17 protein-coding genes and 2 tRNA genes are annotated in these 21,516 nt (G+C 51.3%); 15 read left to right on the top strand and 4 right to left on the bottom strand.

Annotated features, from left to right (window positions below):
- The first annotated feature begins 200 nt into the window (after positions 1–200).
- The 4 genes from AC01YT_RS03200 (at position 201) to AC01YT_RS03215 (ending at position 5,530) form a co-directional block, all read left to right on the top strand.
- Positions 201–3,437, top strand: a complete 3,237-nt coding sequence (locus tag AC01YT_RS03200) for a winged helix-turn-helix domain-containing protein (protein ID WP_476672772.1) — start codon at positions 201–203, stop codon at positions 3,435–3,437.
- A gap of 230 nt (positions 3,438–3,667) precedes the next feature.
- Complete coding sequence (locus AC01YT_RS03205; RefSeq protein ID WP_476672773.1) at positions 3,668–3,805, top strand: hypothetical protein; 138 nt, start codon at positions 3,668–3,670, stop codon at positions 3,803–3,805.
- A gap of 209 nt (positions 3,806–4,014) precedes the next feature.
- Positions 4,015–4,317, top strand: coding sequence for a hypothetical protein (locus AC01YT_RS03210; RefSeq protein WP_476672774.1), 303 nt, complete (start codon positions 4,015–4,017; stop codon positions 4,315–4,317).
- Between the two features lie 64 nt (positions 4,318–4,381).
- Positions 4,382–5,530 (top strand): HD-GYP domain-containing protein, encoded by a 1,149-nt coding sequence (locus AC01YT_RS03215; protein ID WP_476672775.1) that lies wholly within the window; start codon positions 4,382–4,384, stop codon positions 5,528–5,530.
- Between the two features lie 156 nt (positions 5,531–5,686).
- Here AC01YT_RS03215 and AC01YT_RS03220 read toward each other — a convergent pair whose 3' ends face one another.
- Positions 5,687–7,276 (bottom strand): S1C family serine protease, encoded by a 1,590-nt coding sequence (locus AC01YT_RS03220; protein ID WP_476672776.1) that lies wholly within the window; start codon positions 7,274–7,276, stop codon positions 5,687–5,689.
- Positions 7,277–7,529: 253 nt separating this feature from the next.
- Between AC01YT_RS03220 and AC01YT_RS03225 the strand changes: the two genes are divergently transcribed.
- Both AC01YT_RS03225 and surE read left to right on the top strand, forming a co-directional pair.
- Positions 7,530–7,603 (top strand) — tRNA-Arg (locus AC01YT_RS03225).
- 69 nt (positions 7,604–7,672) lie between these two features.
- On the top strand, positions 7,673–8,479 hold the full coding sequence (surE, locus tag AC01YT_RS03230; RefSeq protein ID WP_476672777.1) for a 5'/3'-nucleotidase SurE: 807 nt from the start codon (positions 7,673–7,675) through the stop codon (positions 8,477–8,479).
- Between the two features lie 5 nt (positions 8,480–8,484).
- On the opposite strand, the gene AC01YT_RS03235 is transcribed toward surE, so the two are convergent.
- On the bottom strand, positions 8,485–8,898 hold the full coding sequence (locus AC01YT_RS03235; RefSeq protein WP_476672778.1) for an RrF2 family transcriptional regulator: 414 nt from the start codon (positions 8,896–8,898) through the stop codon (positions 8,485–8,487).
- A 147-nt stretch (positions 8,899–9,045) separates the two neighbouring features.
- Between AC01YT_RS03235 and AC01YT_RS03240 the strand changes: the two genes are divergently transcribed.
- The 8 genes from AC01YT_RS03240 (at position 9,046) to radC (ending at position 18,474) form a co-directional block, all read left to right on the top strand.
- The gene (locus AC01YT_RS03240; protein ID WP_476672779.1) at positions 9,046–9,483 is read left to right on the top strand and encodes an acyl-CoA thioesterase; all 438 of its coding nucleotides are present in this window, start codon (positions 9,046–9,048) and stop codon (positions 9,481–9,483) included.
- A 5-nt stretch (positions 9,484–9,488) separates the two neighbouring features.
- Complete coding sequence (locus tag AC01YT_RS03245) at positions 9,489–10,541, top strand: M42 family metallopeptidase (RefSeq protein ID WP_476672780.1); 1,053 nt, start codon at positions 9,489–9,491, stop codon at positions 10,539–10,541.
- A 221-nt stretch (positions 10,542–10,762) separates the two neighbouring features.
- Complete coding sequence (locus tag AC01YT_RS03250) at positions 10,763–13,252, top strand: ATP-dependent Clp protease ATP-binding subunit (protein WP_476672853.1); 2,490 nt, start codon at positions 10,763–10,765, stop codon at positions 13,250–13,252.
- A 101-nt stretch (positions 13,253–13,353) separates the two neighbouring features.
- The gene (gene radA / locus AC01YT_RS03255; protein WP_476672781.1) at positions 13,354–14,811 is read left to right on the top strand and encodes a DNA repair protein RadA; all 1,458 of its coding nucleotides are present in this window, start codon (positions 13,354–13,356) and stop codon (positions 14,809–14,811) included.
- A gap of 12 nt (positions 14,812–14,823) precedes the next feature.
- Positions 14,824–16,140 (top strand): BCD family MFS transporter, encoded by a 1,317-nt coding sequence (locus AC01YT_RS03260; RefSeq protein ID WP_476672782.1) that lies wholly within the window; start codon positions 14,824–14,826, stop codon positions 16,138–16,140.
- 20 nt (positions 16,141–16,160) lie between these two features.
- Entirely contained in the window at positions 16,161–16,679 is a 519-nt protein-coding gene (locus tag AC01YT_RS03265; RefSeq protein ID WP_476672783.1) for a DUF6391 domain-containing protein, read from the top strand.
- A 40-nt stretch (positions 16,680–16,719) separates the two neighbouring features.
- The gene (holA, locus tag AC01YT_RS03270; protein ID WP_476672784.1) at positions 16,720–17,760 is read left to right on the top strand and encodes a DNA polymerase III subunit delta; all 1,041 of its coding nucleotides are present in this window, start codon (positions 16,720–16,722) and stop codon (positions 17,758–17,760) included.
- 15 nt (positions 17,761–17,775) lie between these two features.
- Positions 17,776–18,474 (top strand): RadC family protein, encoded by a 699-nt coding sequence (gene radC / locus AC01YT_RS03275; protein WP_476672785.1) that lies wholly within the window; start codon positions 17,776–17,778, stop codon positions 18,472–18,474.
- 4 nt (positions 18,475–18,478) lie between these two features.
- Here the strand turns inward: radC and AC01YT_RS03280 are convergent, their stop codons facing one another.
- Positions 18,479–19,213, bottom strand: a complete 735-nt coding sequence (locus tag AC01YT_RS03280; protein WP_476672786.1) for an alanyl-tRNA editing protein — start codon at positions 19,211–19,213, stop codon at positions 18,479–18,481.
- Positions 19,214–19,299: 86 nt separating this feature from the next.
- Here AC01YT_RS03280 and AC01YT_RS03285 point away from each other — a divergent pair.
- A tRNA-Met gene (locus tag AC01YT_RS03285) sits at positions 19,300–19,371 on the top strand.
- Between the two features lie 20 nt (positions 19,372–19,391).
- Here the strand turns inward: AC01YT_RS03285 and AC01YT_RS03290 are convergent.
- Positions 19,392–21,515: an acetate--CoA ligase family protein gene (locus AC01YT_RS03290; RefSeq protein WP_476672787.1), complete on the bottom strand. Its 2,124-nt coding sequence runs from the start codon at positions 21,513–21,515 to the stop codon at positions 19,392–19,394.
- Between the last annotated feature and the right edge of the window lies 1 nt (position 21,516).

The following is a 21,516-nucleotide window of genomic DNA, read 5'->3' on the forward strand; positions in this document are numbered from 1 at the left end:
ATGATCTTCGAACCCCCGACTCACGGTTCACATCCGTGAGGTTCGGGGGTTCGAGACCCTCCGCGCCCACCAGAGACCTCATGGTCGAGCGCATGACGATGCAGCCATGAGGTTTTGTGTTATTATAAAAGCGGTTTATTTTTTGCCATTATTGAGGTTCCGCGGGCATTTAGCGCGCTGATTTTTCACGAAGGCTTGCTATGGACGCACCGGTTCCCATCCTGCCGACCAAAATTTTTGTCCCGCGCCGACGCAATGATCTCTTAAGCCGGCCTCGATTAATTGACGCGCTCCACGAGTTACTAGAATATAAGTTGATTATTATCGCCGCACCAGCCGGGTACGGGAAAACCTCGCTGGTAGTAGATTTTGCCCATCATACCGAATGGCCTTTTTGCTGGTATGCGCTGGATGTTTTAGATCAGGAACTAATCCGGTTTCTTAGCCATTTAGTGGCTTCCATTACAATGCAGTTTCCTCTCTTCGGCAAGCGTTCGCGCGCAGTATTACAAAACATGGCGGAGGGGGAACTAAACCTGGATACGATGGTCAGCGCTGTTATCCAGGACATGTTTGAGGCGATTAATGAACACTTTGTGATCGTTTTGGATGATTATCACCTGATCGAGGAAAGTGAACCGATTGCCTATTTTATCAGTCGTTTGGTCCAGGACAGCGATGAAAATTGCCACGTGATCCTCACCTCACGCACGCTGATTGCTCTTCCCGATCTTCCACTAATGGTGGCCCGTTCGTTGGTAGGAGGTTTAGGGGCGGAGGACTTGGCTTTTACTCCTCAAGAAGTGCAAGCCTTCTTCGGGCAGACTTTGCGTCAAGCCATTCCAGAGAGTGTGGCCTATGAATTGGCGCGGCTTTCAGAAGGATGGATTACAGGGTTGTTATTATCCTCCCAATTGGCCGATACGGGTATTTTGGATCGCCTGCGCCGGGGGCGGATTGCCTCGGTTGGGCTGTATGATTACTTGGCGACCCAAGTGCTGGAACGTCAGCCACCTGAATTGCGTGATTTTTTGCTCTATTCCTCTCTATTAGAAGAGTTTGATGCCACGGAGTGTAAGGAAGTTATTGGTGAGGCGTTAGGCATTCAGGCTGATTGGAATGCCCTCATCAACACGGTGTTGCGCGAGAATCTCTTCCTAACGCCAGTGGGGGAGGGACGGGTTTGGTATCGCTATCATCATTTATTTGCCGATTTTCTACAGCAGCGGTTGTTAGCCGAACGTCCCGAGGAAGCTGAACGGCTGGTAGCGCGATTAAGTGAACGCTATTGTCAACAGCGGGCGTGGGAGCGTATTTACATGCTTTACCGTCGGCTGGGGCGAGTGGACCAAACCGTACCGTTGCTAGAGGAAGTGGGGGCGGAGTTGTTTGAGGACGGAAGGTTAATCACCTTACAACAATGGCTGGATGAGTTGCCGGAGACGTCTTTTCAACAGAGTCCACTTTTGCTTTCATTGAAAGGGAATTTATGCCTTATCAAGGGAAGCGTTCATGAAGGCTTAGCTTATTTAGATCAGTCGCTTAATCTTTATCCGGAAGACCAGAAAATCCAACGAGTTGAGACATTAGTGCGACGCGCTGCAGCCCTACGGCGGATTGGAGAATACAACGTAGCATTGAATGATGTTAATGAGGCTCTTTCCTTAGTGGGTGACTGTCCAAACTCTCGAAAACTATTCGGAATTACCTTGCAACAGAAAGGCATCATTCTATATCATCAAGGCTATATGCGTGAGTCATTAGCGACTTTTGAACAATCCCTTCGGTATTTCGAAGGGACTGCAGAGTCTAATTTCATTGCATTTTCCTTAATGGAGATGGGTACTATTAATTCGGCGTTAGGAAATCACCTGGAAGCTGAACGATTGTTTTCCCAAGCGATTAATCATTGGTTATCCACCCATAACTTTGTACGATTGGCAAATGTCCTTAACAACTTGGGAGATCTCAAAAGACAGATGGGGGATTATGAAGGTGCACTTGCTACTTTGGAAAAAGCGGTTGAATATGCGCGTCAAAGCAGCTACTTACGGATGGAGGCTTATGCATTAGCCTCAATTGGGGATCTCTACCGTGATCTTGGTATATGGAGTTCGGCCTTAGAGGCTTATCAACAGTCCAACCACATAGTAGGACGGTTGGGTGACCGTTTTTTGAGCATTTATCTTCAATTGAGTCAAGCAGTAATGCTGGATCTTCAAGGACAATTTATTCAAGCTAAGCCGTTTTTAGAGCAGGCTTGGATAATGGCTGAAGAAAGCGGTTCCGCTTACGAGCAAAACTTATGTCGTTTAGAAAATGGGCGCTTCAAATTATTCAATGGAAACCCTGCATTAGCAATTCAAGATCTGCAACTTGCAGCTGATTTCTTCGAGTCACAAGGGCATACTTCAGAGGCTTTGCGTGCTCGCCTTTTTCTCTTGCTGGCTCGATGGAATCTTTTACCGCATACTGAGGATTTGCAGCAAGATATCTTGAACTTTATATCCTCTTTGATAAATCGAGATACACCCCCTGGTATTCTCAGTTTGGTTCGAGAATCCCGTCCTATCCTATTATCCTTGGTTAACGATGATAGGTTATCGGGATTGGTAAATGAATTGCTTGTTCGTTTAGAGCGATTTGATGTCCAATTGAATGTTCTGCGCCGCCGTTTGCGCCGACAAGCTGCAACGATCCCTTTTATTGGCCCATTATTAGTCATTCAGACTCTTGGAAAAATACAAATAAAACTTAATAACCGTGCCTTAACGATTGGGGATTGGCAAACGCAAAGTGCACGCGATCTATTTCTCTATTTGCTAACTCGTCCCGATGGAGTGACGCGCGAAATCGTCGGAAATGTCTTTTGGCGCGATTGCTCTCCGCATGAATTGCACCTTCGCTTCAAGAACACACTTTATCGCTTGCGCCGCGCAGTAGGCAAGGATGTGGTTCTTTTTCAGGATGGGATTTATCGCTTCAATACTGATTTGGATTATGAGTATGATGTCGAGCAGTTTTTCCGCGAAATTTACCATGCCGAACGGAGTAGCGATCCACGGCAAAAAATCCTTCACTACCAAAACGCCTTGCGCTACTACCAAGGGCCCTATTTACCTGGCTTGGATGAGACTTGGGTTCTGATTGAACGTCAGCGCCTGTTCAATGCCTATACCGGGGTTGTCTTGAGGTTGGGGGAATTGTACTTGCAACAGAGTGATGCCCAGGGCGCATTAACATGTGCGCAACAACTTCTCCAAGAAGATCCGTGTTTTGAAGAAGCACACCGTTTAGCCATGCAGGCTTATGCCGCTATGGGAAATCGAGCTGCCGTGGTGCGCCAGTACGATTATTGCCGGCGGGTGCTCTCAGAAGAATTGAACACAGCGCCCTCGCTGCAGACTCAATCTTTATTTGAAGCCCTTATTCGTTAGTTTCTTATTGGGCTGAATTCTATATAGTAATGCGGCGAAAGCCCTTAGGGGATGGTGGGGTTGTCGTCTCTGCAAGGTTTTAAATTGAGCTGGGCTTGGATTGAGCTCTTTACTCATTGTTAACAATTTGATGAGGAAATGAGCCTCATTTGAAGCCTGGTTTGCATCCTAAAGGGTTGCATACTAAACAAAGAATTTGAACCTGAAAGAAGGCGAAAGGAGATTGGAGCATGAAAACGTCCCTGTTTTCGGTGCATGTAGCAATGGAAATGCCTCAGGCTAGTGGTGATACGGTACGACGTTCCCCTCAAGCCAGTGGTGATACGGTACGACGTTCCCCTCAAGCCAGTGGTGATACGGTGCGTTAAGTCGGGTTGACTGAGAAGAGGAAGCAGGCGTTTTCGCACGAGTAATTGCTGCTTAGCGCCTCAACAGGGCGTTGAAAATAACTGCGGGGTTAATGATTGGTCTAAAAGGACCAAAACCCGCAGTTTTTGTTTTAGGCGTGAGTTGGATAACAAACTTGATTGCAAAATTTTAGTCTATATACCAATATACTATACTAATGGAGGTAAAAATGCGTTACGCGATGGATTGGGGAACCCAAACCGTAACTTATCGCAAGGCCGAAACCGAAGCCGAGGTGAGCCACCTTTTCTGTGCTGCAGTAGTCAGTAAGCGTTTCCGTGATCAACTACTTCAAAATCCTGCTTTGGCGATTGCCCAGGGTTACAACGGCGAGTCGTTTACGTTTTCCGCTGAGATGATGGAACGCTTATGCAGCATTCAAGCGGAAACGTTGAGCGACTTTGCAGCCCAATTCCTAGCGCATGAGTTGCCGCTGCGGGTTGAGATCCCTATCCCAGTGGGTGTGCATTGATCCGGTGCGTTGAGGTGTAACCGGCTTGCCGCAGGATAACGAATTCGACCCAAGGATGCTTTGGATGGATTCTCGCCTTCCGGATACGGGTGAACTGCGTCGCATAGTGGCCGAATCGGTGACCACCACCGGATTTGAGCCGACTACGGCGTCGTTTGCCCCTGCCATGCCTACCTATGAGGATGCCTTGGGGGTGGCGTTATCCGGCCTGGCGGCGTGTGTGGTGAGTGTAACCCGTGTGGCTTTTTGTAAGGTAGTTGTGTTGGGGTCAGAATGGGGGTTTGAAACGCGCGCTGTGGTTTTCGCCGATGGCGGTGGTCATTTGCGGCGGTTAGCAGAACCCTTCTATGCTCAGCGTTTATATCATCAGGTGGTTTCATCAGGACAACCCTTGTTGATTTCGCGTGAGCAGGATTCCTTAAGCCTGGATGAAGGGCGCACTTTACGCTATCACGATGCTAATGCTTTGTTTATTGTGGCAATCGGTGAGGATTCCTCTGCTGCGAAGGGCGTACTGATCATTGGGGTAAAACAATCGGCGCGTTTTCACGACGGTCAATTGAGGCTGGCGGGCTTGTTGTCGCGTTATGCGCAATCTATTTTGACTTTTACGTCCCATCCAGAATTGCGTCCACCGTTGCATAATGATGTTCTCATGCTCTCAAAGAGCATTGAGCACTATGATGTATCTATTACCCAACATAGCCTTACCATGGTTCAGATGGCTGAACGCCTTGCCGAACGTTTGGGGTGTTTGCCTACAGAGGTTAAGACCATCGGATTGGCGGCGTTGCTCCATGATTTAGGCAAAGTGGGAATCCCCATCGAGATTTTGCAGAAACCCGAGCCGCTATCCGAAGATGAATGGAAGCTGATGCGGCGGCATCCCGAAATTGGAGCACAGATTGTGCAAACTGTCACCGGTTTAAACGGGGTTGCAACGATCATCCATTGTCATCATGAGCATTTTGATGGGACTGGTTATCCTCATGGATTGAAGGGGTATCAAATTCCATTGGGATCGCGCATTTTGGCGGTTGTAGATGCGTTTGAAGCCATTACTGGCGGACGTATTTACCGTCCAGCGCGTTCTGCAGAGGTGGCTTTAGAAGAGATTCAGCGCTGTGCCGGTACGCAATTCGATCCACAAGTTGTAGAGGCTTTTGTGGCGCTGATCCATGAAGAAGGGTTTAACGCGAACCAGGGGGAGTAAAGCGTTGCACCAGAACCGGGGTACTGTCGGGCGCAGGTTTTTCTGCGCTCGACGGGTTTTAAAACCTTTCCAAGGATTTTGTAATTCAAGGGCATCCGACAGGATTATAACTGCTGTCGGATGCCCTTGTCGTTAGGCAAACAGCCGAAATGAACTTTAGGGTAAAGCCCCCACGACGTCAAAGGTATTCAAAGCCTGATCAAGGGCAACCCAATCACTATCGCTCATCGCGTTAAAGATGAAGGTTACCAAAAAAGCCGTCTTGTTTTGCTTGGGTCGCGCCGTGAGCACGATGAGAGCATTCCCAGCACCGTTGCAGTTGGTATAAACATCGTAAGCCCCTTCGTAGGCGCTATCTTCGTAATCATAACGCCCCTGCAGTTTGCACTCACTGCGATAGCTTTCACGATAGGCATCAAGCAACTGAATGTAACCAGCCAGTTGGGCTACCTGATCGGAGACGGCGAAGAAGATCCCTGGTTCATCCCAATAATTTATAAAGTTGTTCAGATTTGCTGCCGCTGTGATGCTGGCACCGATCACGTCGTTATCTAAGACCCATGGTGAGCCATCTATCTCGCTCCAGGTGGAAGGAATGGCGACCTGAATAGCGCCCGAGTTATCCTGAACTAAGATGTAATCTGTGGCAGCAGAGCCTGTGTCTGAGGTTTCGTCACCCAGTTCTTGGGCAAAGGAGAACTTGGCTTCTAGTGGCTTCCCGTTGAGTTCACCCGAGAGAACTTCCTGGGTATCGAAACGCAAGACCTCAATGGCGATCGGGCTGTCGGAACTCCGGGTCCGCAGAATGTCACAGTAATCACTCATCGTGCCGTCGGTGGCTAGAACCAACCCTTCCATACGGGTAATGATGTCTCCACCTTGGACGCCGGCCTTACCCGCGGGAGAGCCTGATTTGACTGAAGCAACCCAGATTCCGCTCAAGCTCCCGTCTTCGCTCATCACAGCCTGGCCATTTACGCCAATGGATTCAAAGTCTTGGCCTTTGCGTAAGGTTTCGATCACTTTCATTGCATCTTGGGCGCGGATGGCAAAATTCATGTCATAGACGTTGTTCCCAGCGTAATTAATTCCCACAACGCGGGCTTGATTATCCACTAGTGGACCGCCGGAGTTGCCACCTCGAATACGCGCATCATGTTCGATGACGGCGGGGATCGCAGCCCAGGAAGTTTTTCCATCGGCTTTGGCCTTAGATACAATTCCTTTGGTTAACGTGTATTCAGGGTCACCGAGCGGAAAACCGGCGGCATAAACCTCCAGCCCGGGGTTTATCTCCCCCTCGTGAAGCGCCAGATAGGGAAAGCCATCCCCCTCGATGTCAATGACGGCCAAATCCCAACATTCTGAAACGCCCAGAATACGCGCATTACGTGGCTCAGTCTCACCCCCTACCCATACTTTGATCAACGCGGCACCAGTGACGACGTGGTTATTCGTAACCGCAATGCCGGAAGGATCAATGATAAAGCCGGAACCGCGTCCGGCGACATTGAGCATCAATCCGACTTCGGGATCCACAAAAGTGCCCTGGGCTTCAATCTGGATCGTGGCTTTTTTTAGATCCTCAATTTGACTGACTGCTTGGGGGCCTTGGGGAGTGGGAGTGTTTTCTGGGGCGGGGGCTTGATTTGTTGGAGCTGCAGTAGGAGTGGATGGTGACGACCCCGAGCAAGCAGTAAGTACCAAGGCGACAATTAGCAAAACAGTTGCCAGTTTTAAAGACATTATGGTATCCTTTCTGTGGTTTAGAATAAGCACTCCTTCAGAGCGCCCCCATAATTACCCCCTATAGTCAGATCACCCAAGGCATGCTTGATTATATTTTATCCTAACCAGGGCAAAATTCAACTAAATTTATCATAGTAGAGGGTAACTTTGGGATACTATGATGTACCGATTCTCACAAGTGCTACAGTTGCCATTTCAGGCATAGCACTTGACGATTCTGCGCCCTCGCGGTATATTATGAGCACAAGGCGCCCTCGTAGCTCAAATGGATAGAGCGTTTGCTTGCGGAGCAAAAGGCTGCGTGTTCGAGTCACGCCGAGGGCACAGATGGTAGAGCGGTTTGGTAACCGCTCTTTTTCATTCTGGTAATTTCCATCCTCAAGGGGTTAGAAGATGCAAAAACCTTTGATTTTACTCACCAATGACGATGGAGTAGAGTCGCCGGGTTTGTGGGCTGCCGCTTGTGCTTTGGCCGTCATGGGAGATGTTACCATTGCTGCACCGCTGACTCAATCTACGGGTGCGGGGCGGAGCATGCCTCATTTCATGAATGGGCGGATTGAACAACGGGTGAGAGAGAGGTGCGGCTTAACCTGGGTGGCTTATGGCGTAAATGGGTCGCCTGCCCAAGCGGTTGACCATGCCATTTTAGAACTGATGCCTCGTTACCCCGATTTGGTGGTTTCAGGGATTAATTATGGTGAGAATGTAGGCACTGGAATCACCATCTCAGGCACGATTGGTGCTGCAATGGAGGCAGCCTCTTTTGGTATTCCAGCCCTGGCCGTATCGCTTCAAACCGGGATTCAAAATCATCTTTCTCATTCAACCGAGGTGGATTTTTCGGTTGCCGCGCACTTTACCGCTTATTTTGCCCAGCGCATTTTGCAGTCTGGTTTGCCGGGCGATGTGCAAATTCTTAAAGTTGAGATTCCCGCCTCGGCTACTCCAGAAACACCATGGCGAGTGACGCGATTGGCTCTACACCGCTATTATGTGCCTTACTCTACCCGTCGAGGCGGGCTGGATGAGGAAGCCCCTTTAGGTTACCGGGTGCAGGTTTCACCTGATGAAGTACCAAAAGACTCTGATGTTTACGCACTGCTATATGAACATGTTGTGTCGGTTACCCCTCTGACCCTGGATATGACGGCGCGTTATCCTCTTCACTCTTTAGAGGCACACTTGCGTCAGGGCTAGATGGGTTAACCAGCGGCAGAGGTGGCGGCTACGTTAGCAAAGGTGGCGCGGCGGAGCCGTTCAACTAATTCACTTTTTGCCTCACACCATAATGGGCGGAGGGCACAATTCTCACCAAAGGGGCAAGCATCTGGTGATTGGGTGCACTCATTGAGCATAATCGGCCCATCAATGGCTTCAACAACTTCAAGCACGTTGATTTCATGAGGCGGTTTAGCCAATGAAACGCCTCCACGTGCGCCTCGCGAGGTATGAATCAAACCGGCGATCGAAAGCTGCGAGATGATTTTGGCTAAGAATGAAGGCGGAATATTCTGTTGTTCAGCGATCTCGCTGGTTGCTGCCCGCTGGTTAGGCCCTAATTGGGCTAGATAATAAATTGCGCGTAAGGCATAGTCAGCTTGTCGTGTAATTTGCATAGTTGCTATCCCTCTTTTCGGAAATGCGGATAGAAATTATCTATATTATTTAGTTTATGCATTTGTACCCCTTGTAACAAGTGACTAAGGTCATCCTGGAAGGATGACCTTTGACGTAGTTTGGGTCTTGCCATTATAATGCGAAACATGAACGTGGATTTCCGCTTCTATTATCCGATTCAAGTTCGTTACGGGGATTTGGATCCCCAGTGGCACGTTAACAATGCGCGCTTCCTTACGTACTTGGAACAGGCCCGCCTAGCCTATTTAATCCACCTTGGTCTGTTTGATGGTCACTCATTTCTCGATCTGGGTTTGATTGTCGCCAATATTCATATTGCTTATCGTGCTCCAATTTCTTTAATGGAAGAATTGAGGGTTGGGGTTAAAACAGTGCACCTGGGAAATAAGAGCCTGAAAATGGTTTACGTGATTGAGAATCCTGCAACCGGGCAGATAAAAGCCCAGGCTGAAGTGGTCATGGTGGCTTATGATTACCACTCTCAGACCAGCGTTCCTTTGAGTCGGCATTGGCGTGACACCATTGCGGCATTTGAAGGCATTCCGGCTTACGCTGAAGGGTGATTCGTATGGAAACGTTACCAGATATCCATGGAGACGAGTTGATAGAGTTTCTTACTGGTTTGTTGAATGTGCCCAGTCCTACTGGATTTACTGATATGGCTGTGACGTATCTGGAACAGACTTTAAATGGCCTGAATGGGGTTCATATAGAGCGAACCCCTAAAGGGGCGCTATTGGCTTGTCTGGAAGGAGAAGACAGATCAGCACCTCGGGTGGTTGCCTCACACCTTGATACCCTGGGGGCAATGGTCAAGGAAATTAAGCCGAACGGACGTTTGAAATTGACCCCGATTGGGAGTTTCGCCTGGAATACCGTTGAGACGGAGGGTTGCACTATCTTTACGCGCGATGGACGGCGTTATCGCGGTAGTTTGTTGATCACTGTGGCATCGTCACATGTCTATGGAAAGCGTACTGCCGAAATACCGCGCGAGGCCGAGAACATGGAGGTTCGCTTAGATGTTCGTACCAGTAGCGCCGATGAAACGCGCGCCTTAGGGATTGAGGTGGGCGATTTTGTGGCGTTTGACCCTCGCGTCGAGGTGAATGCAGGCTTTGTGCGTTCGCGGCACCTCGATGATAAGGCGGGAGTGGCTTGTGTAGTCACGGCCTTTAAGACGTTAGTCCAGGCACAAGTAAAACCGCGGCATACGATTTGTGCTCTTTTTAGTACCTATGAAGAGGTGGGGCATGGGGCTTCAGCAGGTCTACCCTCGGACTTAAAAGAAATGGTCGTCGTGGACATGGCTGCTGTGGGTGAGGGGCAGACCTCGGATGAATTTCATGCCACGTTATGCGTCAAGGATTCCGGAGGGCCATATGATCGAAGGCTGAGTCTACGGTTACAGCAACTCGCCGAGCACTATCGGATTCCATATAAGGTGGATATTTACCCCTATTACGGCTCCGATGGTAGCGCATTTTGGCGCGCAGGTGGAAATGCGCCAGTTGCTCTAATCGGGCCGGGAGTGGATGCCTCTCACAATTATGAGCGCACCCATGCGGAAGCCTTGGTAGCGACCACGCGTTGGTTGCTGGCTTATTTTTTGAACCCATAGCTGCGTCGGAAACAAGGGATGGTAACCTTTTACGTCATTATAAAGGAGGCTCTCGACAAGCCTTTAAACTCTGGTAGAATTACACACAGGGCGGAGCAATGAGCGCTCCCCATGATAAAGTGTCGTTTCTGGTGACGCAAATTTGCGCATCATGATAGGTTGAGAAATTAAAGTTATTTGGAGAGTTGGTTTTGCATTGAAGGAGGATTACCTTGTCTGGGATGGAACGTTTCACGCAGCGGGCGCGTAGAGTGTTGAGCCTGGCGCATCAAGAGGCCGAGCGCATGCACCAGAGCACCATAAACACTGAACACCTGCTGTTAGGCCTAATTCAAGAAGAAGGCGGTATTGCCAGCCGTGTATTACGCGATTTGGGTTTGGAACCCGAACGGGTTCAGGATATTGTCGATCGCATCAGCGGCTTTGGTACATACCGTGGTGGTCGAATTGATCTTTCGCCGGGCGTGCAACGGGTGTTAGAGTATGCCATTGAAGAAGCCCGGAATATGGGACATCATTATATCGGTACTGAGCACCTGCTGCTGGGTCTGATCCGTTCTACTGAGGGTAAGGCGCTGGACGTGTTGCGTAAATTGGGCGTAACCCCGGAGCAGATCAAGCGCCAGACGAAGCGTGTGCTGCAAGAGAGCGGTAGCGCCTTGCAGGGTGCCTCAGGGCGAGCGCCGTCCCAACGCCAAGAGCAGAAAAGCCAGCAAAAGACAACCCTGATTGATCAACTGGCGACTGATTTGACGGCATTGGCCGAGGAAAATAAACTCGACCCGGTCATTGGACGCCAGATGGAAATTGAGCGTGTCATCCAAATTTTGGCGCGCCGTACCAAGAACAATCCGGCTCTGATCGGTGAACCCGGGGTTGGGAAAACGGCGATTGTTGAAGGCTTGGCGCAGCGCATTGTTGAGGGTGATGTGCCGGCACCCCTGTTGGGCAAGCGAGTTCTGCAACTGGATGTGGGTTCGTTGGTGGCAGGAACGATGTACCGCGGCCAGTTTGAGGAACGCTTAAAGCGCGTCATTGAAGAACTGAAAGCTTCGGGCGCCATCCTGTTCATTGATGAAGTGCACATGCTCGTCGGCGCGGGTTCGGCCGGCTCATCTGTGGATGCGGCGAACATCCTGAAACCTGCCCTTTCGCGGGGTGAGTTGCAGGTGATTGGTGCTACTACCTTGGATGAGTACCGCAAGTATATTGAGAGTGATGCCGCGTTGGAGCGCCGTTTTCAGCCAATTATGGTCAATGAGCCCACGGTGGAGGAGACCATTGAAATCCTGCGCGGAATCCGCGGCGCCTATGAAGAGCACCATCGCTTGATCATTTCGGATGAAGCGCTCGAAGCGGCGGCCCGCCTTTCGGCGCGGTATGTCACCGAGCGTTATTTGCCGGATAAAGCCATAGATCTGATTGATGAAGCGGCCTCGCGGGTTCGCATGTATAAAAGCCAATCCGCCAAGACGGTGAAGGAACTTATGACCCGCTTGCGGGCATTGCGCCAGAATATTATCTTGGCCAACGAGGACGGGCGTTATGAGGAGGTGCAGGAGTTAACCCGAAAGGCACAGATGCTTGAAGAAGAGATTGAGCATCTGCGCAGTGGCTGGGACCGCGAGAACAGTCCGGTTGTGACTGCCGAGGACATTGCTGAGGTGGTTTCGATGTGGACGGGTATCCCCGTCAAGCAAATGGCGCAGACCGAATCGGAACGCTTGCTCCATATGGAGGAAGAACTGCGCAAACATATCATCGGGCAGGATGAGGCCATTGAAACCATTTCCAAGGCGATTCGCCGCGCTCGCTCGGGTTTGAAAGACCCGCGTCGCCCGATCGGATCGTTCATGTTCCTTGGCCCAACCGGCGTGGGCAAGACTGAGTTAACCAAGGCACTGGCACGCTTCCTTTTTGGTAGTGAAGATGCATTGCTCCAGTTGGATATGTCGGAGTTCATGGAACGTCACACGGTGAGCCGCTTGGTGGGTGCACCGCCCGGATACGTGGGTTATGAAGAGGCGGGTCAGTTAACCGAGGCGATTCGCCGTCGGCCCTATTCCATCGTGGTCTTTGATGAGATTGAGAAAGCCCATCCGGAAGCCCACAATATGCTCTTGCAGATCATGGAGGAAGGGCACCTGACCGATGCGCGTGGTCATCGGGTGGATTTCCGCAACACTATCATTATCATGACCTCGAACATCGGGGCCGACATGATCAAGCGTCAGAATGTGATGGGCTTCCAGGTCAAGCGCGACGAGACACTTGAAGAACAGTTGGCTTACGAGGAGATGCGCAAGAAACTGCTTGAATCGCTGCGTCGCGTTTTCCGGCCGGAGTTCATCAACCGCCTTGATGGTGTGGTGGTATTCCGCGCTCTCAATCGCGAAGACTTGCTCAAGATTGTCGGCTTGGAGATTCAAAAAGTCTCTGACCGCTTGCGCGAGAACAACATTACGCTCAAAGCCACCGAAGCGGCCATCCGACTGTTGGCCGAGGAAGGATACGACCCGGAGATGGGCGCGCGGCCATTACGGCGAGTGCTGCAGAACCGCATTGAGGATCGTCTTTCAGATGCGCTTCTGGCCGGCGAGTTCAACGAGGGTGATGTCATCGTCGTGGATGCTGTAGATGGCGAGATTGTGCTTCGCAAGGAAGAAGGCTCGCCAGCCGAGGCTCAAAAGACGGTTGAGATGAGTATCTAATTAAGATGGGTGTGGCAACCTCATGATGATGGGCATCCTTATTTAGTAGTGAGGACGGGGTTGGTAGGCTGGATGCTTGCCAGCCCCTTTTCTTTGCGACTATGGCGAAAACACAAACCCGTTATGTCTGTCAGCAATGTGGCCGAACCTCTCCCCGCCCATTAGGGCGTTGTCCTCAATGTGGGGCGTGGGATAGCATGGTGGAAGAGGTCATTGCGGCCCCTAGTTCATCCACCGCGGTAGCGACCTCTCTGCGTGGTTTGACTAGTCATTCTCGCCCTCTGCGCTTAGAGGAGATCCCTGGAGTAGCAGAAGACCGGTGGATATTGCCAATGGCGGAGTTTGCCCGCGTCCTTGGGGGCGGTATTGTGCGGGGCTCGGTAGTGCTTCTGGGCGGTGATCCGGGAATTGGAAAATCTACTTTACTGCTCCAAATGGCATTGGAGATGATCCAGCAGGGCCTGGTCAATGCTGTGACTGGTCCGGTGCTCTATGTGTCGGGCGAGGAATCAGAGCGCCAAATTAAGATGCGGGCATTACGGTTGCTTCGCCAAATGGAACAAAGCGAAGAGGATGAACATAGAGGTGATTTCTTTCTCGAGCATCTTTTCCTAGTGACGGAAACTAACCTTGATGTCATCCTGGATCATATTCGTGAAATTAAACCTGGCTTGGTTATCATTGATTCCATTCAAACTATATACTTGCCGGCTTTACAATCCAGTGCCGGTTCGGTAAGTCAGGTACGGGAATGTGCATCGCGTTTACGGGAATTGGCAAAGACCTCGGGGCTAACCGTTTTCATGATTGGTCATGTGACGAAAGAAGGGATGATTGCTGGCCCGCGCGTTTTGGAGCACATCGTAGATACGGTTCTCTACCTGGAAGGGGATCGCTACCAGGCGGTGCGTTTATTACGTTCGGTTAAGAATCGCTTTGGTGCCACCTCGGAAGTAGGAGTGTTTGAGATGCGAGAAACTGGCATGACCGAGGTGCCCAATCCTTCCGAGGTCTTTTTAGCCGAACGAATGGTGAATGCCCCAGGTTCAGCCATCGCGGTAACCATGGAAGGCACGCGTCCACTGCTGGTGGAGATTCAAGGGTTGACCAGCCCGTCGAATTTGGGTAATCCCCGTCGCACGCCAAATGGGCTTGACGTCAATCGTCTATTGCTGATTGTGGCGGTGTTGACCCGTCGCCTGGGGTTACGTCTAAGTGATCAGGATGTTTTTGTTAATGTCGTGGGGGGATTACGGATCGCCGAACCGGCAGCAGATCTGGCAGTGGCTGCGGCGATTGCATCGTCCTATCGCGATGTCCCGATCCGCGCAGATACAGTGCTCATCGGCGAGATTGGGCTCTCGGGTGAATTGCGCTGGGTGGCTCAGATGAATGCTCGTTTACGCGAAGCCGCCAAACTGGGTTTCAAGACGGCCATTGTGCCGCGGCGATTGCGTCGTGTTGACCCCTGGCCAGAAGGGATTGAGGTTCTAGAGGCCCGTTCCCTGCGTGAGGCCTTACGCTTGGCGCTTCTTGATTCCCCGGCTAAATCCTCTTGAGAGGGTGAAGAGATGGGTCTTAAACGTTGGCAATTGGCACTCATTCATGCAGCAGTAGCGGTCACCCTGGTGCCGATAAATAGCACGCTAAATCGGGTCATGATCAAGGAATTAGGAATCTCAGCAGCACTGGTGGCATTGCTGGCTTCATTGCCTTATTTGTTCTCCCCGGTTCAGGTTGCTATCGGGGCATTTAGTGATCGTCATCCCATCGCGGGGTTGCGTCGTTCCCCTTACATTTTGGCAGGGTTGCTTTTCTGTGTTGGTGGCCTTGCGGTTGCCCCGATGGTGGTGTTTATCCTGCCCGAAAACTTTTTCATTGGCCTTTTGCTACTGGGGCTAACGTTCGGGGCATGGGGATTGGGTTATAATCTTGCTGCTGTATCTTATCTCTCACTAGCCACCGAGCTTTCAGGTGAACGGGAGCGGACGCGCACGGTGGCAACCATGTGGTTTCTTATGATTGTGGGAATCATCCTGACAGCGGCGGGTTTGAGCCGACTTCTGGCTGAATATTCCCCTGAGCAATTACAACGCGCATTCGGTTCAGTTGCTGTGGTTGCACTGGTATTGGGCCTATTAGGACTAGTAAAATTAGAACCGCGATCAACTATGCCTTCAAACCAGGCCATACCAGAAGTGCCAGCCTCATGGGGTTTGCAACTTCGTTTGATCTGGCACAATCCACAGGCCCGCCTCTTTTTTGTTTATTTGAGCGCCTTGTTAGTTGCGATTTTGGGTCAAGATATCCTGCTTGAGCCCTATGCCGCCGAAGCTTTTAATCTCCCTGTAGCCGCAACCACGCGCATTACCTCCATATGGGGCACGTGTTTTTTAGTTGCCCTATTGGCCGCAACCTGGCTTGAACCGCGTTGGGGTAAGCGCCGGGTTGCCTTCTTGGGCGCGATAACTGCGCTATTCGGCTTTGTTCTGATGATCGGGGCAGGTATTGTCGCCTCGGCCCAGATTTTTTATGCGGGCGTTGTCCTATTAGGTATTGGGAGCGGTTTGGCTACTGTCTCGAACCTCTCTTTAATGTTGGATATGACAACCAAAAGTGTTGGCATGTATATGGGGGCATGGGGAATGGCCAGCGCTTTAGCGCGCATCTTGGGATCGGTTCTCGGTGGAGCGGTGAGGGATGTTATCTTAGTTATGAGTCAAAATGCTTTGCTGGGCTACGGGGTGGTATTCGGTGTTCAGGCGATGTTGTTAGGATTATCCATCGGACTTTTACGTCACATTGATGTGGAAACTTTTCGTACGACGTCCCAGCGTCTTTCTTTGGGAACCCGAGCCGCTATGATGCAGGAACTTGATGCCGGATAAAAGAAAGGATGCCTTACCCAATGAAAAACTCGATCTTTGAATGGATGGGCCCAAATGGGTGGCTGCGCACTCGCCGCAATCACGCGCTTGAGCATGCCACGATTCAGGTTCTGGCCGCCAAGCGCCCTGACTTACGCATGGCAGGAAATTCAAATGCCCGCGGATTCTGGATCATTGGAAACGTGGATATTGAGACCTTTCAGGCTGGACTCTCCGAGGCATTGCAGCGTTTAAGGGCCGGAGAGCGTGATTTGGCCATTCACCCCAATTGTGGTACAAATTACGTCTCAATGGGATTAGGAGCGGGCTTGGTTGCCTGGCTGAGTATGGTGGGGGTGAAAGGCAGTTGGCGGGAGAAGTTAGAACGCTTACCCCTGGTCATGTTCCTGGTAACTCTGGTGCTTATTTTGACGGCGCCACTTGGGCCATGGCTTCAGCGCACCCTGACCACCGAAGCCGACTTGGGGGATTTACAGATTGAGCAAGTGGATTGCTTTGAGCGCAAAGGCTACATGATCTATCATGTGAAAACGCGATAAGTGAATTGGGTTTTAAGTGAATTGGGTTTAAGGATGCCCAATGACGCAGATGACCGAGCCTCAGATTCATCTTATATACGGTGAAGATTTACCGGGGATGCAGGCTTATCTGGAGACGTTAGCTCACCAGATATTGGGTGAACAGGGGATAGGGGATTTTAATTTTGTCCGCTTAGATGCTCAGACTGACGATGAAGAACGCCTATACGCCGAATGCATGACGTTACCCTTTTTTGGTGTGCAACGGCTGGTTGTTTATAGCAATCCTCTCCAACGTTTGCGTTCGGCTCAAGCCCAAAAGCGCTTTCTCGCTTTGTTAGAGAGCCTTCCGGGCAGCACGTATCTGGTCATCTGGACCGAAGATCGCTTGATTCCCAGTGGCAAGGATAAAGGGTGGTCAACGATGAAAAGCACTGGGAAGTGGCTATTAGAATGGGTGCATAAAAATAATGCGCGAGCAGTTGAGAAACCATTTCCTTTTCCGCCCTTGGCTCAAATGCCCACGTGGATAATTCAACACGCCCGGGCGCTAGGGGGAGTAGTTACCATCGGTGCTGCCAGATTATTAGCCAATTACGTTGGGAACGACACTCATTTGGCTCATCAAGAAATCCTCAAATTATTGACTTATGTGGATGATCGTCGCCCCGTTTCTGAGGATGATGTGCTTCTGCTCTCCGCACCGATCGGACAAGCCAACGCGTTTGAAATGACAAACGCCGCTGCCCAGGGGAATGTTAAACAAGCCTTGCAGCAATTGGAAATTCTGCTTGGCGAACAAGATCCAATTGGGTTATTGGCGTTGATCGTGCGTGAGTTTCGTTTGCTTCTGCTAACGCGCGAATTGATCGAGGCGGGTGAACGAGATGCCCAGATTATCGGTGAACGGTTGAGGGTGCAAGACTTCATTGCTCAGCGGTTGATGGAACGAGTACGCCGATACACGTTGGCAGAACTCGAGGCCATCTATCAACGGCTATTTGAGACCGATTTAGCCATTAAGAGTGGAAGCCTTGAACCCCGTTTAGCCCTGGAGCAATTGGTTGTGGGATTAGCTCGACTTCAAGGTGTACGGTCTTGAAAAGGGGAAAAGGGCGTGGGGAATTCAACCAGTTATCGTATTCGTGATTTAGACGATCAGGAACGTCCGCGCGAACGTCTGGCGAAACTGGGGCCGGAAGCCCTAAGCACGGCGGAATTACTGGCCATTCTCTTGCGGGTAGGCGTCCCAGGGGAAAATGCAGTTCAATTGGGAACGCGGTTGCTCCAGACGTTTGGGGGATTAAGCGGCTTGCATCGGGCTTCGTTTCATGAATTGCAATCTCAGCATGGTGTTGGCGTCGCTAAGGCGGCTCAAATCAAGGCGGCTATTGAGTTGGGGCGGCGGATGGTCGCCGCTGCGCCGGAAGAACGTCCAGCCATCCACAGCCCGGCTGATGCGGCGGTATTAGTGCTCTATGAAATGTCTGCCTTAACCCAAGAGCATTTGTGGGTTATTCTGACCGACACCCGTAACCATGTCTTGCATATCGAGAAGATGTATAAAGGATCACTGAACGCCTCTACCGTGCGTGTGGGCGAAGTTTTTCGTGCGGCCATACAGCGCAATGCGGCGTCTATCCTGGTCGTTCACAATCATCCCAGCGGCGACCCGACCCCAAGCCAGGAAGATATTACTTTAACCCGAGCGTTGATTCAGGCGGGGCGCTTGCTGGATATCGAAGTGTTGGATCATCTCGTGATTGGTCAAGGTCGTTACGTCTCGCTCAAAGAGCGTGGTTTGGCTTTCGGCTGAAGTCTTAACGTTGAGGCCATGGCTCTAAAGCGATATATAAACGCTTGTTGATTTTGCCTTTGCTTTTGTAATCTACGATGCGGATAGGGCCAACCTCGGCGGTATTACGTACATGAGTACCACCATCTGCTTGGAGATCTAACCCCACAATTTCGACCGTCCGGATCTGGGTGATCTCGGGGGGGAGTAAGTTGATCTTGGTGCGGATAAGATCTGGGATTTGGAAGGCTTCCTCGCGGGGCAAAATTGCTGTGCGCACCAAGCGTGCCGCTTGCACCTCACGGTTCACGCTTTCTTCAATCACCGCGACCAGATCTTTGGTCAGGGATTCAAATTCAAAATCCATGCGTCCCTGAAGAGGCTCCATATCGCCACCGGTGACCAGCGCGCCGTAATCACGAAAAACCACACCACACAAAATGTGAAGTGCCGTATGGGTGCGCATGAGAGCGTAGCGGCGTTCCCAGTCAAGTTTGCCTTGGACAATCGTGCCCAGTTCTGGCAGGGGCGCATCGGGCGGGAGGTGATGCCATAAACCTTCGGGGGCTTTGCGCAAGCGAATGACGGGAATCGTTGCGCCGGCATACGTCAACCAGCCATTATCCGCCGGTTGACCACCCCCACCGGGGTAAAAGGCACTGCGGTTGAGCAAAATGGCGTTGGAGGCTGGATCTAGGTCCAAAACGATGGCATCAAATTCGTGCAGATAGGCATCTTCAAGATAAAGTAACGTGGTCATTGCTGAACTCCAAGGTAAGGTTTGGGAATTCTTGGCTCAACGCCGGTTGACAAAACAGCCTGCTCATAGTATTATTTTGGCGCACTGGCGAGGTAGCTCAACGGAAGAGCAGCGGACTCATAAGCCGTTGGTTGTGGGTTCGAGTCCCACCCTCGCCACTGAATGTTTAATAGGAGGGTTATGGATTGTTATTAACCTCATTTTCATCCAGCACGATGCGACAATCCAGCACCAGTGTTCCTTGCCCCTTAGGCCGCACCAGCAGGGGGTTGATTTCGGCCTCTTGCAAGGCAGGAAAGTCCACTGCCAGATGGCTAAAGCGAAGAAGGATATCGACCAATGCGTCTAGATCGGCTTCCGGTTGACCACGGAAGCCGGATAGAAGACGCCCGGCATGGGTTTCGTTAATCATTTGCAACGCGTCCCCACGGGTCAATGGGGCGATCCGAAATGAGACGTCACGAAAGAGTTCAACGTAAATTCCCCCCAGGCCGAACATCATCAGCGGGCCAAAATTAGGATCGCGCCGCATCCCGATAATCACTTCATAACCCTGGGGCGCCATGGGTTCAACCAAAGCGCCGACCAACTCCGCTTGAGGTAGCCTTGCCCTAATGTGCGCCATCATTTCAGAGAAGGCGGTACGCACGTCTTCAGCGTTATTCAGGTTCAGGCGAATACCGCCAACATCCGATTTATGCAGGATGTGGGGTGACACGATTTTCAGCACCACCGGGTAGCCCAGATTCTCGGCAATCTGAACCGCTTCTTGCGGGGAACGTGCCAGATCACCAGGAATAAGGGGAATTCCATAGGCATCTAAAATCGGGCGGGTTTCAAATTCCCCCCAGATCAGTCGCTCACCCTGGGCTTTGAGTAACCTCTCCACTTCTTGAGGTTGGCAATCCTGAGGGCGCTGAGGGGTTAGAAGCGATTTTTGACGCCATTGGGCATAGTTGGCCATGGCCTCCAACACATAACCCGCTGATTCCGGGAAGGTGTACATAGGGATTCGCCCGTGATGTAAAACTTCACGGGCTTGACCCACGCTATATTCGCCCATGAAGCAGGCCAGGACTGGTTTGTCTGCCTGCGCTTGGGCGGTCTGGACGATGCGTTGGGCAACCTCCGCCGGATTGACCAGGGCTTGCGGCACCAAGATGGTGAAAACAGCGTCCACGTTAGGGTCTTGCAAGGTATGGGTCAGCGCAAAAGCGTAGTCTTGGGGCTCGGCGCCTCCCAGCATATCCACTGGATTTTCCACCTGTGCCGCTGGGTTGAGGTGCTCGCGCAGTGTTTGCCGCGTTGTGGCGCTTAGTGTGGCCAGAGTTAACCCATGGGCGGCAAGGCTATCCGAGGCTAGCGCCGCTGGGCCGCCGGCATTGGTAATGAGGGCGATGCGGCGACCTTGGGGCAAGGGTTGGGTATCTAAAGCCACAGCAATCTCAAAGAGTTCGGCCACAGTTTGGGCTTCAATGACACCACTTTGCACGAAAGCGGCGTGATAGGCTTCGTTAGCACCGGCTAGCGAGCCGGTGTGCGAGGAAACAGCGCGTGCACCGGCCTCCGTGCGCCCGGCCTTGAGCATCACAATGGGTTTATAGCGAGTGACCTCTCTGGCAACGTGGAGAAAGCGTTGGCCATCACGAATTGATTCAACATAAGCCGTAATCACGCGGGTGTTGGGATCTACAGCAAAGTACTCAATGAGATCTGTCTCGGTAACATCCGCTTCGTTACCCAGGCTGGCAAATGCGGAAAAGCCGACCCCTTTATTGCGTAGATAGTCAATAACACCACCGCCCACTGCGCCAGATTGGGAAACGAAACTGATCCCGCCCTGAGCAGGCACCCCCTGGATGAAGGTGGTATTAAGACCAGTGTAAAGATTAAGCGTTCCAACACAATTGGGCCCAATAAGCCGCATGTGATGCTTACGAACAATTTCCAGGCAGAGTTTTTCCAGGGCTGCGCCTTCGGGACCAACCTCTTTGAATCCGCCGGAGATGATAATAGCCGCACGGATTCCGCGTTCCCCGCAGGCTTCTAAGGCTTCGGGTACCAGCGGTGCAGGGATGATGATGACGGCAAGATCTACCGGATCGGGCACTTGGCGGATGTCGGGATAACATGTCAATCCCAAGATGCGGGTACTTTTCGGGTTGACCGGATAGACGGCACCTTGGTAGCCATAAGAGACCATGTTTCTTAAGATACCGTGGCCAAGTTTTGAAGGGTTGTCAGAGGCGCCAATAAGAGCCACACCCTTGGGGGCAAAAAAAGGACGTAAACTGGATGTCATG

Source organism: Thermanaerothrix sp., from assembly GCF_056331585.1.

Excerpts from the sequence above, each read along its gene's own strand:
- AC01YT_RS03280 (WP_476672786.1), bottom strand. The coding sequence starts at position 19,213 with ATGACCACGTTACTTTATCTTGAAGATGCCTATCTGCACGAATTTGAT.
- AC01YT_RS03240 (WP_476672779.1), top strand. The coding sequence starts at position 9,046 with ATGAACGTGGATTTCCGCTTCTATTATCCGATTCAAGTTCGTTACGGG.
- AC01YT_RS03235 (WP_476672778.1), bottom strand. The coding sequence starts at position 8,898 with ATGCAAATTACACGACAAGCTGACTATGCCTTACGCGCAATTTATTAT.
- radA (WP_476672781.1), top strand. The coding sequence starts at position 13,354 with ATGGCGAAAACACAAACCCGTTATGTCTGTCAGCAATGTGGCCGAACC.
- AC01YT_RS03200 (WP_476672772.1), top strand. The coding sequence starts at position 201 with ATGGACGCACCGGTTCCCATCCTGCCGACCAAAATTTTTGTCCCGCGC.
- AC01YT_RS03290 (WP_476672787.1), bottom strand. The coding sequence starts at position 21,515 with ATGACATCCAGTTTACGTCCTTTTTTTGCCCCCAAGGGTGTGGCTCTT.
- surE (WP_476672777.1), top strand. The coding sequence starts at position 7,673 with ATGCAAAAACCTTTGATTTTACTCACCAATGACGATGGAGTAGAGTCG.
- AC01YT_RS03245 (WP_476672780.1), top strand. The coding sequence starts at position 9,489 with ATGGAAACGTTACCAGATATCCATGGAGACGAGTTGATAGAGTTTCTT.
- AC01YT_RS03205 (WP_476672773.1), top strand. The coding sequence starts at position 3,668 with ATGAAAACGTCCCTGTTTTCGGTGCATGTAGCAATGGAAATGCCTCAG.
- AC01YT_RS03265 (WP_476672783.1), top strand. The coding sequence starts at position 16,161 with ATGAAAAACTCGATCTTTGAATGGATGGGCCCAAATGGGTGGCTGCGC.
- AC01YT_RS03220 (WP_476672776.1), bottom strand. The coding sequence starts at position 7,276 with ATGTCTTTAAAACTGGCAACTGTTTTGCTAATTGTCGCCTTGGTACTT.
- AC01YT_RS03210 (WP_476672774.1), top strand. The coding sequence starts at position 4,015 with ATGCGTTACGCGATGGATTGGGGAACCCAAACCGTAACTTATCGCAAG.
- holA (WP_476672784.1), top strand. The coding sequence starts at position 16,720 with ATGACGCAGATGACCGAGCCTCAGATTCATCTTATATACGGTGAAGAT.
- AC01YT_RS03215 (WP_476672775.1), top strand. The coding sequence starts at position 4,382 with ATGGATTCTCGCCTTCCGGATACGGGTGAACTGCGTCGCATAGTGGCC.
- AC01YT_RS03260 (WP_476672782.1), top strand. The coding sequence starts at position 14,824 with ATGGGTCTTAAACGTTGGCAATTGGCACTCATTCATGCAGCAGTAGCG.
- AC01YT_RS03250 (WP_476672853.1), top strand. The coding sequence starts at position 10,763 with ATGGAACGTTTCACGCAGCGGGCGCGTAGAGTGTTGAGCCTGGCGCAT.